At 54.7% G+C, this 12,699-nt stretch carries 8 protein-coding genes and 4 pseudogenes; 5 read left to right on the top strand and 7 right to left on the bottom strand.

Annotation, left to right across the window (positions count from 1 at the left end; genetic code table 11):
• Window positions 1–38: 38 nt before the first annotated feature.
• Together RGR602_RS15190 and RGR602_RS15185 are read right to left on the bottom strand one after the other, a co-directional pair.
• Window positions 39–1,913 carry a capsular polysaccharide export protein, LipB/KpsS family gene (locus RGR602_RS15190; RefSeq protein WP_039845791.1) on the bottom strand — a complete coding sequence of 625 codons (1,875 nt, stop codon included), beginning with the start codon at window positions 1,911–1,913 and terminating at the stop codon, window positions 39–41.
• Between the two features lie 124 nt (window positions 1,914–2,037).
• Window positions 2,038–3,075 carry a phytanoyl-CoA dioxygenase family protein gene (locus RGR602_RS15185; RefSeq protein WP_039845790.1) on the bottom strand — a complete coding sequence of 346 codons (1,038 nt, stop codon included), beginning with the start codon at window positions 3,073–3,075 and terminating at the stop codon, window positions 2,038–2,040.
• Between the two features lie 644 nt (window positions 3,076–3,719).
• Between RGR602_RS15185 and RGR602_RS15180 the strand changes: the two genes are divergently transcribed.
• Together RGR602_RS15180 and RGR602_RS15175 are read left to right on the top strand one after the other, a co-directional pair.
• The gene (locus RGR602_RS15180) at window positions 3,720–4,757 is read left to right on the top strand and encodes a capsular polysaccharide export protein, LipB/KpsS family (protein ID WP_052451652.1); all 1,038 of its coding nucleotides are present in this window, start codon (window positions 3,720–3,722) and stop codon (window positions 4,755–4,757) included.
• A gap of 416 nt (window positions 4,758–5,173) precedes the next feature.
• Entirely contained in the window at window positions 5,174–5,407 is a 234-nt protein-coding gene (locus RGR602_RS15175; RefSeq protein WP_039845789.1) for a DUF6429 family protein, read from the top strand.
• Here the strand turns inward: RGR602_RS15175 and RGR602_RS37215 are convergent.
• Window positions 5,388–5,579, bottom strand: a pseudogene (locus RGR602_RS37215) (transposase domain-containing protein); the annotation flags it as partial. The gene RGR602_RS15175 and the pseudogene RGR602_RS37215 sit on opposite strands and share 20 nt — an antisense overlap.
• On the opposite strand from RGR602_RS37215, the pseudogene RGR602_RS40010 reads away from it, so the two are divergent.
• Window positions 5,579–6,160, top strand: a pseudogene (locus RGR602_RS40010) (helix-turn-helix domain-containing protein); the annotation flags it as partial. The pseudogenes RGR602_RS37215 and RGR602_RS40010 sit on opposite strands and share 1 nt — an antisense overlap.
• A gap of 27 nt (window positions 6,161–6,187) precedes the next feature.
• On the opposite strand, the pseudogene tnpC reads toward RGR602_RS40010, so the two are convergent.
• The 3 genes and pseudogenes from tnpC to tnpA all read right to left on the bottom strand — a co-directional run.
• Window positions 6,188–7,660: pseudogene (gene tnpC, locus RGR602_RS15165) on the bottom strand (IS66 family transposase); the annotation flags it as partial.
• Between the two features lie 45 nt (window positions 7,661–7,705).
• Complete coding sequence (tnpB, locus tag RGR602_RS15160) at window positions 7,706–8,059, bottom strand: IS66 family insertion sequence element accessory protein TnpB (RefSeq protein ID WP_037436657.1); 354 nt, start codon at window positions 8,057–8,059, stop codon at window positions 7,706–7,708.
• Window positions 8,056–8,501 (bottom strand): annotated as a pseudogene (tnpA, locus tag RGR602_RS35670) (IS66-like element accessory protein TnpA). Before tnpA ends, tnpB begins: the two are co-directional and overlap by 4 nt.
• A 164-nt stretch (window positions 8,502–8,665) precedes the next feature.
• On the opposite strand from tnpA, the gene RGR602_RS34900 reads away from it, so the two are divergent.
• Window positions 8,666–9,307 carry an acyltransferase gene (locus RGR602_RS34900; RefSeq protein WP_052451585.1) on the top strand — a complete coding sequence of 214 codons (642 nt, stop codon included), beginning with the start codon at window positions 8,666–8,668 and terminating at the stop codon, window positions 9,305–9,307.
• Between the two features lie 133 nt (window positions 9,308–9,440).
• Here RGR602_RS34900 and RGR602_RS15150 read toward each other — a convergent pair whose 3' ends face one another.
• The gene (locus RGR602_RS15150; protein WP_039845787.1) at window positions 9,441–10,145 is read right to left on the bottom strand and encodes an FkbM family methyltransferase; all 705 of its coding nucleotides are present in this window, start codon (window positions 10,143–10,145) and stop codon (window positions 9,441–9,443) included.
• Window positions 10,146–10,207: 62 nt separating this feature from the next.
• Between RGR602_RS15150 and RGR602_RS15145 the strand changes: the two genes are divergently transcribed.
• Window positions 10,208–12,463, top strand: a complete 2,256-nt coding sequence (locus RGR602_RS15145) for a capsular polysaccharide export protein, LipB/KpsS family (protein WP_052451584.1) — start codon at window positions 10,208–10,210, stop codon at window positions 12,461–12,463.
• Window positions 12,464–12,699 lie beyond the last annotated feature (236 nt).

Genomic DNA, 12,699 nt, shown 5'->3' with positions numbered 1-12,699 from the left:
CTGCTTCGGAACGCCTGCTACTCACGACACTTTCGCAGTTACGCCTCCGTTCTCACCGAAACCAAGGCATGCTGTTTGACGCGCGTGTAGATAGCCGCTTTGGCTTTTTCCCTATCCTGCAAATCGACCGCATATTCGTTGCGCAGCAGATACCAGAAGCATCGGAGATCGTGGACTGATACAGCAGTTCGTCCGGGCTGGAACTGGCTTTCGAAGTCGCCCCGGTGCTCGCAAACGAAGCACGCAGCCATGTAGTCGGACCGGCCGAAGACATATACCGGCTTTTCGTGCAAGAGCGCCTCGGCACCCACGCCGGAGTTTATCACACAAATCGCTATCGATTGGGCGATGATGGCGTGAATGCTGCCTGTGGCTACAACTATCCGGCCTGCGTTTTCATAATCTTGGATATACTTTCCAATCACTGTCGAACCGCAAAGCGGGTGGCGCTTGACTACAACGGCGTAGCCGCTCTTCTCACAAACTGTGAGAACTTCCTCCATCATTTCGATGGGGTTGCAGAACGCCAGCTCCTGCACGGAATCACCCACCATTTGGAGAGCGACAAAAACGAAGCGCGCCGGCAAAGCATCCGCAGCATGAAGCGGGCCCTGAGTATATTTAGACAAATTGCGGGAAATGGTTTGCGCTTGATCCTGTTGGAAGAATCTGTAGGCGGCCGTCGCATCCACCTCATGAAGCGGTAGTTCGGTCAGGCTTTTTCTCGAGAATTCCGACCATCCGGAGTAGCCGCCGGTATCAAAGCTAAAGCGGGATGGGCGGTCGGTCTCCTTGAAGTGAAGACCATTTTGATGACCGGACACCGTGTGATACGAGAAAAAGGGTTTAGGCAGGTCTTCAACACCATGCAGCTTGATCTGTCCCTTCACTTCATAATCAAGGCCCATCGTGTTGAGACAGTCTGCAATGGTTTGCAAAACAAATCTGATGTCAGCACGAAAACCGGGATAGTCGATCTTGTTAGATCGCAACGCTGCCGACGGAATGACGATAACGGCATCGCGCGTCTTGGTCGTAGCCAGGCCTAGCCCAACCCGCGCAAGAATATCCTGATGCGCGCGTTCGATAAGCTGGGACATCGGCGCAAGTGCATCTAGGCTGAGGCGGCGTTCCAACCGGACTGCGGCTTTTTCCATTCCGCTGATGCGAAGCGCGTCAATAACCTGCTTTGCTCCTGCCAGATCTAGGAGCCACATCGAAGCGTCGACTGCCTGTTGAGCGAACCTCGAAAGAAGCTTCGGGTCATTGAGGATTGCATCGCGATCGCGAACTATTCGCTCAATCACAGACCTGAGGATGTCATTACGGCCTGCACTATCGGCTGCGGCCGCAACCGAAGCCGCGAACTGGAAGAGAGGTTTATCGGGATCGTGCGACAGCCGCGTCACACCGTCTAAGGCGAACTCTTCGTGTCTGCGTTCTTCCAGCAACAAACTTCTCTTGAATTCGGCGACCTGAATCCGCGCGGGAAATGACTCAGCAGTATAATCCAAGGCAGAGAGAGCTGCTTCATACTCTCCATTCCTGCGCAGAAGCGCCGCTTCAATAACTGGCAAGAGGTTGCGATCGAACCGGGGCGTCTTCACCAACTCGTCGGCGTATTGAGGATCAACGTGTCCAAGAACCTCGTAGAGGAATAACCGCATCGAATCCGCACCCGGTGTCTCCCGTTTGCTTAGATCAACGAGGATTTTGGCTGCCTTTTCGAAGTTCTTCTGCTGACAGGCAATGTACATCCGGCCGTCACAGATACGACGGCGATGTGCCGGCATCGGCCAAAAACGCACGATGAAGGCAAGGGCGGCAAAGGTTGCGCTCAGGACATTGAGGAACCTCTTCCGTTCGATCAAATCTTGAACGCGTTCTGCCAATCGGTCGATCAGGTAATTCATTGCATCTTGATCTAGCTGTCTCGGCCGTGAGACGACGGTCGCATGGGCCGCTCGTGAAACGCGAATATCTTCCCGTCTGGCAGTAACCCGTTGTGGTGTTTACTGCAACAGAACTCGTCCGCCATCACCGGGGATCGAGCGGCCCCGCCGTACCGATATCTTTCCAGATCTGCCGCCTCAGTCCCAACCGGACGAGACAATCCTCGATAAACCAGCCGATGACCTCCTTTCGGCCCTTCACGAAAGGCAAGAATGCTGTGTCAAGGCCGACAAAGGGAAGAAACGGATTGGGTCGCTGCGATGCATAGATCTCGACGCGCACGGATGGACGGACGGATTTGCCCCTGGCGTGGAATCCAAACGTATCTCCGACCACGAGCGTATTGGCTGGAACGGCGAACTTGGTAGGTTTAGGCAAACGCAAAAGGTGCAGCTGGTTCTCTGGAATCCGGAATGAGCCGTTCTCGCCCCGGATGGACGCCACGATGCTCTTCCTCTTGTGCCAGGCGAGCCGCCGCTTGGTCAGCTTGTGAGAGCCGGCAACATAGGTGAACGGGCCTTCATCTTCTGGGACGTCGCAAAGGAAGAACCAGGCCTTCACCGTCGAGTGAAACGTATCCATATGAAGATCGGTTTGCGGATCCTTCCCCTTGCCTTCTTCTGTCTCCGTCCCAAAAATCGTTTGGATGCAGATGGCCGGCTCTGCCTTGAACCCCCCAACATAACGTAGCGGATTGCTCCAGCCGTTGCTATCCACCAGGGCGCGGATGGCAGGGTAATTTTCCAGGACCTCTGGTGTAAGCGAGGTCCTACGCGTCACCGCTTTCCCTTGGGTCATTTCGCGCGCCGGCGCACGAAGAGCCTCAACTTCAGACCGCAACTGCGCGAACATTTCCGGTGTTAGAAAATTGCGTCGTTCGATATAGCCGTTCTCGGCGAAGAAGGCGCGCTCATGTTGAGGAATAAGGTGCTGCAGGCGCCGGCGTCGCGACTCTACAATTTTCGCGGCTATTTTCACGCGCCAGATGTGGAGCCCCTTCCGATTGAGTTTTACGCTCCCAAGAAGCGGATTTTCAATGAAGCGCTTTTCGCCGGTTACGATCTGAAACACATAAAAAGGAAGCATCAGCACCTTCAACGGCGACCACTTCTGCTTCGGCATTGTCCCCTCCTTCGACTTTCTCAGTTGCGCGCTAAATTGCCGCGGATTCGCGGAGAGAGCAAGAACGGTTCTGTTTCGTCCTCATTTGTCGGTAGGTGTCGTGTGCGATAAGCTATCCTGACGCAGCCCGGGTGGACGCTTGCCATGAAGTGGAACTTGTAAAGTTCCCGCCGACCGCGCGGCGCCGGAGAGAGGAGCGACGAATGAGGGGATTTGTTGAGGTGTTCCTTTGTTGCGCTTTCCTTACGGCATGCAACTCCACACGCAATGTCAGACAATCTTCGGTCTCGGATTACGCTCAGATGTCGGACACGCGCCTCTGCAGCCAGGTACTTGATTCGGATCATACTGTCAGACTGGCAAGGTCATCTCGCGACTTGATATGTTGACATCTCTGTCGCGGAATTCTTGTCATTGAGCCTTGGGTGCATTACCCGCTTGCAGGCTTTCGCAGAAGCATCGCAATTTAAGAAACGATTCTGTACCCTAGAAACTGGAATAGGCGATTGGTTAAAACAACGACGATCTTAGCTGAAGCAGCAAAAACGCCATTCAGGATCATTGGTGGCATTGCAAGTCGGCCGCTTCCGAAGCGGGGCAACCCGCCGCTCTTTCTTTTCGGATTCGCCGCTTGGAAGGCTTTCATGTATGACTGGTTTCCGGACAAGGAGATCATCTTTGCGCCGACCGGGCTCTGGCCCATCGAATTTGATATCAACTGGAAATGGCGCATCCTAAGTGACCGGCGGGCCGAAGTCATGGCGTGGCAGTACAAGGGCCTACCTCAGCTGAAAAACTTTTGCGCGTCCAATAACATTCCATTTCATTATGTCGAAGACGGCTTCATTCGTTCGGTATCGCTTGGAGCTTTGCAAATACCTCCAATGTCTTTGGCATTCGATCGGCAGGATATGTATTTCAATGCCAATGGCCCGACTGATTTGGAAGCAATTTTGTCGACCTTCGACTTTGATGGCAACGCGGATCTGATGCGTCGAGCGCAAGCACTGATAGAGCAACTGTTGAGCGCCGGGCTGAGCAAATACAACTCGAGTGCAGACGCCCAGATCGAGGAGATTTATGGCCCCAAAACCCGAAAGCGCATTCTTGTTATCGGGCAGGTGGAACGCGATGCTTCCATCGCCTACGGATCACGGGAAAAGCACAGCAACAATGACCTTGTCCGGCTCGCATATCGGGAAAATCCCGGAGCGCAAATTATCTACAAGCCGCATCCAGAGGTCCTTCAGGGAACTGCCGAAGCTATGTCGGATCCAAACTCGGTTCGCGGTATATGCACGGTTTTAGAACAGGATATAAGCCTCGCCAGCAGCTTTCGGACCATTGACCACGTTTACACAATCACATCACTTGCGGGCTTTGAAGCTCTCTTGCGAGGACTCAAGGTCACTACGCTAGGATGCCCCTTTTATTCGGGATGGGGATTGACTGACGATCGCCAACCGACGGACAGAAGGAAACGGAAACTGACGGTCGAGCAACTCTTTGCCGGTGCCTACGTTCTCTACCCAAAATATTTTGATCCGGTTGCCAAAGAATATATCGACATCGAACGGGCAATCGAGTTGTTGGGGAAAATGAGAGCGGCTTACGTCTCACCGAATTCGGAAATCTCCGCGTTCAACCCAAGTCATGCAATCACTCCAGCAACGGAGGAGTAGTGCAGGTCCGCAAACCGGGCGTGCAAACGATTACGGCCCGGCCCTCAGTGCTTAGAAGTATGTGTGGATTTGTTCGCCGGTTTGCCTACATGTGTATTTCTCTGATCTTGGGAAAGAGGACGTGACGGGCGAGTATTAGTGAAATCCGAAATCGCTCGGTTAGATACTGTAATGGATTACCGCCCAAAGCGACAACGCGGAAAGTACGCCTAAAGCGCCGATCACTGTTATCATGACTCTCGCAGCGTATGCCTACCATTCCATTCCCTAGCTCTCCGGTGAATTTCTGTCGTCTTAACGTGGCACGCCGCCATACACCACAACTGAAGCGGCGATACATCGTCGCAGCGAGAAACTGCGTATCCATCCGAGCAGGGCCGCGGGATTTTGGGTGCCGCGCGTGGTAATGTCGGTTCATGGAGATCGATGAGGACAAGGTCGACGATGCCGTTTTGGCGCTGTTATGGCTGACGCTGCATAACGAGCGTTGTGCCTGGAAGGGTTTCGACTGGGCAACGACGGATCGGCTTCACAAGAAGGGCATGATCGGCGACCCAGTCAACAAGTCGAAGTCATTGATCCTGACCGATGAAGGCTTGGAGCGTTCGGAAGCGTTGTTCCGGGAGCTGTTTACGCGGCCGCCGCAATAGCCGTCCCTTTGTGTGTCTTCCATTGCCAAGGCAGCAGTTCGTGCAGGCGGGAGACAGGAAGATCGGCGATGCGGGCAAACACATCGGCGAGCCACGCCTTTGGATCGACGTCGTTGAGACGGCAAGTCGTGATGACGGAGAGCATGATGGCGGCACGATCGGCGCCACGTCGTTGATCCCAATGCCTTTTCCAACCTCGCAGAGAACCTGTCGGCAGCCTGGAATGCTCCCGATGTAACCATGCGCGCACGTTGTCCTCACCATTCATTGGAAAGGTGGTCAGCATTCGGAGTTGCGCGTGTTCGTAAGCCACAGTCTGGCGAACACGGCAGCGCGACAGCCGAAGATGCACTGGAAGTCATACGCGGCATGGCTGGCCGCTGGTCAGACGAGCATATCGCCGCCACACTCAACCGAATGGGCTTTCCCACCGGCCAGGGAAAGACATGGACAGCCCATCGGGTCCGTTCTGTTCGTTACGTGCGTGGCATCGATGCCTACCGTTCAGCCGATAAAAATGGCGAATGGCTCACGCAAGCAGAGGTCGCCAAAGCGTTGGGCGTCTCAAGCTATCTGGTACGACGCCTTGTTTCCACAGGCGTTCTTCCTGCGGTCCAGGTTGTTCCGCGAGCGCCCTATCAAATCCGGGCCGCCGATTTGACGTCCGAGCCGGTCAAAGCGGCGATTGCCCGGAAAGGTCGCCCGTTGCGCGATGTGGACGCGGACACGCTTCCAATGTTTACATACACTTAACGAAGGGGTGCATAATGAAACACGTCTCGCAATACCTCTCAGAGCGCGCTCGGCGGCATTGTTCGTGAGACAAATCCGGCCATCTTCCAGGAAACGGGCAAAACCATCCCATCGCTTCAGCATGTAATCGATCGGCTCGATCACCTCGGACGATTTGCTGAGCGTGGCGCGCTCCCGTTTCAGCCACTCGTGCATGTCATCGAACAGCGGCTTGCTCTTTTCCTGCCGCGCGGCCAGTCGTTCTTCGGCGCTCAATCCATTGATCTGGCGCTCGATCTCAAACAACGCATCGTACCGTTGGACGGCCTCCAATGCGATCGGCGAGATCGGCTTGCCTTTGCGTTTGCGGTCGCGGGCATTTTTCTGGATGTCGGCCAGTTCAAAGAATTTGCGCCGCGCATGCGCATGACAAAAGGCGAAGGTGATCGGCACCACCTTCTTTTCCGCGACACTGAGCGGCTCGAAGCCATTGTAACAATCACTCTGCAGAATGCCGCCATACCCGGCCAGGTGCTTCTGCGGATGCTCGCCGCGGCGGTCGCTCGACGCATAGTATATGGCCGCCGGCGCTGCCGCTCCGCCGTAGGGCCGGTCATCGCACACGTAGGTCCATATTCGCCCGGTCGTGCATTTGTCTTTGGCCTGAATGGGAATGGTGGTGTCGTCGCCAAAAAGGCGCTCGGCCGCGAAGACATGCGCCTCGATCAGATCAAAGATCGGCAGGAGCGCGGCCGTTCCATACCCGACCTGGTCGGCCAGCGTCGAGGTCGAAAGCTCGATGCCCTCGCATTTGAACCGGGTGCTCTGGCGGTTGAGAGGGCTATGCATTCCAAACTTGTCAAAGAGGATCGTCGCCAGCAGATGAGGACCGATGAAGCCGCGCGGCGTGGCATGGAACGGCGCCGGCGGCTGGCTGATCGCCTCGCAGTCACGGCAGGTAAATTTCTCCCGCACCGTCTCGATCACTTTGAACCGACGCGGAACCTCCTCGAGCGTCTCAGTGACGTCCTCGCCCAGTTTCGACAGGCGCGACCCGCCGCAGCATGCACAGGTGACTGGGGGATCGATCACCACGCGCTCGCGCTCGATATCCTCCGGCCACGGCTTTCGTACCGGCCGTTTGCGCGTGAACGAACGTACGCTCGAGGTCTTGGCGGCAGCCGCCTGCGCTGCGGCTTCATCCTCCGTCGCCGCCATCACCAGTTCTTCGAGCTGCAATTCCATCTGGTCGATCAGGCGCGCCGTGCGCTCGGATCGCCGGCCGCGCAGTTCGCGCTTCAGCTTTTCGATCGCCAGCTCCAGACTGGCAATCAAGGCCTCACTGTCCGACAGCATGGCCTGCGCATTGGCTTGCGCCACCGCAATGTCCCGCTCGGCGACGACGGTATCGCGCTCGGCAACAACGACATCACGTTCAGCCTGTAACATCTCACGCTCGGAAAGCAGCGCCAGATAGGCGCTCGCAAGGTCCGCAGGAAGATCCACAGGCTTCGAAGTCATGAAGCCATCCGATCAGATTCACTCAATATTTTCAATGCAATAATGCTATCCGACCCGTGTCGGACGCCAGGTTTCCTGCGGATTGCGCCAGTCGATCCCGGACAACAAATAAGACAATTGTGCCGGTGAGATCGCTACCGCGCCGCCCTCCATATTCGGCCAGATAAACCGGCCCTTCTCCAGCCGCCGGGTAAAAAGGCAGGCGCCCAGACCATCATGCCAAATGATCTTCAAAATATCCGATCTGCGGCCCCTGAAGACGAAGAGATGCCCTGACAACGGATCATGCTTCAGAACCTCCTGCACCCGAAGCGCCAGAGAGGGAAAGCCACAGCGCATGTCCGTATACCCCGTCGAAAGCCAGACCTTGACCCCTGTTCCCATCGGAAACGGATTCACCGCAGCGCCTCCAGTCCCGCAGGATCCGAAGCAGCGCTTCAACGTCGACATCGCGTCCCACGATCACACGGCGACCATTGGCGCTGACAACCTCCATAAGCCCACTTTGTGCCGTCGAAGAATTGGTCGGCGCAACGACCGGCATGCCTGGCTCCGGGACCAACACTGCAGGAATAAACCCTTCACTCCCCCGGCCATTGCCGAGCCGTCCCTCGCGAGCTGCTTTACGCCAGTCGTTCAACTGAAAGCGTGTGATCCCATGGCGACGTGCTGTTGCCGTGACCAGACGCGGGGCAGAATAACTCTCCGCCACGATCGCAAGTTTGGCCTCGTTGCTGAAACGGCGACGCCGCCCGCTATCGACAATCTCCATACGGCTAACTTGCGGCCGCTTCTCTATCGTTAAATCCACGGTTCTCACACTGTCTATATTGACGTCCATATAGACAGAACATCCAGTTCGCCTCACTTCTCAGCAAGGCGGCCCTCCTCGGATGCGTACGAAACTGCGTCCGCCGAGCGCTTTCAAGATCCTATTATCAAAGTCTTGACAGCCGTTCATTGCCTCTGCATTGCTCGCATAATGCGCCGTACGGAGAATCTGTTATGCCAGTCGAACTTGTTGAACTCGCCGCTTATGCAGACGAGAACAACAACATTGTTGATGCAGCTTCCACGTCGGTCCTGAGAGGCGGCAAAATAGTCTTTAATGAGTTTGGTTCGTCCGTGCACATTGGAGAAGGTGTTACCCTTGCGAAATGCGATATTATTCTGGGGCGAAATTCCCGACTTACGATCGGTAACAACTGCCGTATTAGCGGCTCAATTATCATCGGATACGAAAGCTTCATTAGTATCGGCAATTCTTTGAACGTAACATCGAATGTCAGCATGAGGGCGGTTGAAAGCACCTCCATCGAGATTGGTGATGATTGCCTCCTCGGCTCCAACATCAGCATCCGAACGACAGACGGGCATCCAATCTATGATGCCGTTTCGCGGCAGCGATTAAATCCGTCACAATCGATCGCGATAGGAAGCCATGTGTGGATTGCTGATGACGTTCTTCTACTTAAGGGCGCAGAAGTCGGAAACGCGACGGTTGTTGGCGCGAGGAGCGTCGTCACCAAACCAATTCCAAGCAATTGCGTCGCGGTGGGGAACCCGGCAAGGGTCGTCAAAACTGGTGTGACGTGGGAACACAGTCCACGTCACCGCACCGAGCAGTACTACTTTCTACAATCCTAAAGATGGCAAAACGGCATCCCGCCTGCCTTCGGTGCTTCAAAATCGATACCCACCACCGCACCCAACCTACGACGATTGGGAACGGCTTGAGATTCAGGGGCGCCGTTGAACTTGCTCGTACAACCACTGGCGTTTAGGGCTCAAGCCGCCTGAACAGAACGACGCCACCTGCGGAAAAGTCCTGATCATAGTAGAAACCCGATTGTGAGAATCCGTCGAAGATAGCTTTCATACCCTTCGGTCCAATCATTGGCTGATGCAACTCGATCAGGACCTTCTTAACCCCAGGCAGGGACCGGCCGTCGAACAGGTCAGCCTCACCGCCTTCGATATCGCATACGATCATAGTCGGGCGGAACTCTCCTAGAACCCACGAAAGTTCGTAGACCGGGACCATGACCTCTTTGGCATTCGTCTCGCCTTCCCTTTTGGCAAGGGACGACCCCCAGAAATCTTTTCGAAGATAAAACGGGATGATTGATTGCCGAGCCTCACGGACCAAGACGCCAGTTTTCACGTCGACATTCTTGACTGAGTTCAGTTGGTGGGTGGTCGCGATGACACTTGCAAGGTTTGGATTCGCCTCATACGTGCGCACGGCAGCCGTCTTCGGATTCTTCCCAGCGATAGCTGAGATGAAGCCAATCCCGCCACCCAATTCCAGAATGCGCTCTCCGTCCTCAATGATCTGGTTGAGGATTTTACCCTCGCGAGATTCATATCGGCCTTCTTTCATGAATTTCAAAACAGTGTCGGAAACCGTCGCTTCGGGCACAGATATTTTTATACCCAAATGCTCAACATATTCCGGCCTCGACACAACTTCTGCACTTCCCATTACAATCCCCCTTTGGTAACTCAGGAGATCATATCGACCTGATTGCGTCCGGGGAAGCTCAGATGAGTATTTTTCAACACCGCCTTATTACGGCAATAATTCCTGTCCGATTATCCAAGGATAAGCTCTACGATGAGCCTGAGCGCATTCTTCGAATCATTGCAACTTTGCCGGAGTCTTACGAAGTCCTGATCGTAGACTACGGCACGCCTGACGAGCGAAAGGCCGAACTTGCCGATGTGGCCGCCCGGACGAATGCGAGACTCATCCGAGTGGAAACCGGACGGGAGCCGTTCAGCATCGGACATGCGCGCGACATAGGCACGCAGCATGCGACGACGCCACTTGTGATCTACCACGATATTGATTTCCTCCTATCACCCCAGGGATACAACCGCGTTATCGCCGAGGCCAGGTTGCGCGGGATGTTCGACAACGCATACGCATTCTTCGCGCTGCCAGGCGCATACCTGACTGAAGACTTCACGCAGCGATACCTTTCACTGCATGAGTCGGGAGACGGCGAGTTTGCCGATATGCAAGTACACGATGGTATCATGCGCAACGACAAGGCAGTCTATGAGCACCACACCTTTGCAATTTCAGCGATCGTAGCGAACCGCCTCCATTTGCTGGCGGTCGGCGGACACGATCGAAGCTTCACCGGACACGGCGCTGAAGACTTCGAACTGATGCACAGGCTGACTTCATATTTCAACCGCGGTCCTCGAACGCGCGAGTACTACAAGAACACCAAAAACAACTCGATCCTGAACTACGAAGGGTTCAGAGCCTATTACGCACTGTATGGCATCGACGTGTTCCAGCGAGGAACCGTTATTTCCCATTTATGGCATCCGAGACGGAAGGATGTAGGGTATGTTGGAACAAACAACCAGATGCGCGTTTCAAAGGCCATGCATGACTACGACAGAGGCGCGACGGTAATCCAACCCCTCGAGGATCTGACATCCAACGAATACACTCTGGTCCTCGTGAAACCGCGCACATCTCCCGCGTTATCGCTCAGACACGCATTTCCAGCCTTCGGCCGCTATAGCTGCATCCCAGAAGAGAATTTTGCGAATGCGGACGCTTTGGTCGACTTCGTCAGCCACGAAGGATTCACCCGCGTATTCTTTCTTAATCCCTACGGAAATGAACATCGCCTATCGCTTTATCGCGCCTTAAAGGACGCCAGCATCCGATATATCGCCTATGATCGCGGCGCTTACAACAATAGTTGGTTTTTCGACACCAGAGGCTTTCTAGGCGAAAGCGAATCCTACTCGCGTCAGTACTGGGACACACCATTAAGTGACGATGACCGTGAACGCACTCTTGAATGGATCGACCGTTTGCGCCTCAACGAGGAAACGCTCGAGAAAAACGGTGCGTCCGTGGGAGCTGATCACTTGCGCCAATCCCTTCAACTGGGCGACAGGAAGGTGATCTTTGTCGCTCTGCAGCGGCCCTCGGATACGGCCACCATCTACTTCTCTGGCCAATGCGAAAGCGCCGCAGGTTTCAATTCTTGGGTTGCAGCGATGGCAAGTGCCGTTGATTCACGCAGGTATGTCGTCGTCGCGAAGAAGCATCCTCTTGAAACCGAACGGCCCGAGATCGAAAACATCATCTTTGCGCCAGATGACGCTCATATACGCGATCTCATTGATCTTTCAGATAAGGTCGTTGTCATCAATTCCGGCACAGGATTGATCGCCGCTACTCTGGGTAAGCCAGTAATCTGCTGCGGCAGAGCATTCTATGACCATGAGGGTTTCACACATACAGCAACGTCGTGCGGCCACTTGATCCAACTCGCGCAACAGGAACTGAGCAGTGACGCCGAGACACGTTTGCGTTTCGTCAAGTACCTCGTCAATGACTTCTATTCGTTCGGAGCGACGGAATATATCGAAAAGACAAAGGCGGACGGATCTTTACGCAGACTATCTCGAAGGACAGTCTTCTCGGAAATTCGTGGGCTAACTAATGAACCGATCCATTTTGGGGAGCAGCCTGGAGGTGTTTCACTCGATGCCCCACTATTTTATTCATACGGTGGCCGCGCGGCAATAATGGACGCCATGGCCCGCGGCAGGAAAAGCGAAATCAGCCCCTTGCGTCGGCGATTGGTACCAGTTGTTCGTCCTTTCATTCAATTGCTGGGCAACTCCAAAGACATAAAAAAATATGACAAAGATCCAGTTGGATACTTTCTGAGCCTTAAGAATCCGACTTACCGCGCAATCGGGAAGATGATATTCCCTCCCAAGAGGGACTTCGCGGGAGTTCTGAGCCCGCCAAACTCGTAACGCCGAACACGTAGAGTTCCAGCGTGCAGAAGTCGCGTGGTGTCGATGTCGGTATCGCGGATCGATAAATCTGACAAACGTGTCGCCGCTGTTTAAGCGCCTTTAACTCAAATTGTAGATAGTTTGCTGGGGCGCTTGCGGGACCATTGTAGAGCCCTTACTGCACTATGGCATTGATAACGCAGCTGTGATTTTTTTAGGGATCGGTCCGCCAATTGGCTTGTTGTGAGACGTTC

The sequence above is a fragment of the Rhizobium gallicum bv. gallicum R602sp genome (assembly GCF_000816845.1).
In the GTDB taxonomy this organism is placed as follows: Bacteria; Pseudomonadota; Alphaproteobacteria; order Rhizobiales; family Rhizobiaceae; genus Rhizobium; species Rhizobium gallicum.
This window is presented reverse-complemented; position numbering and strand designations above follow the sequence as displayed.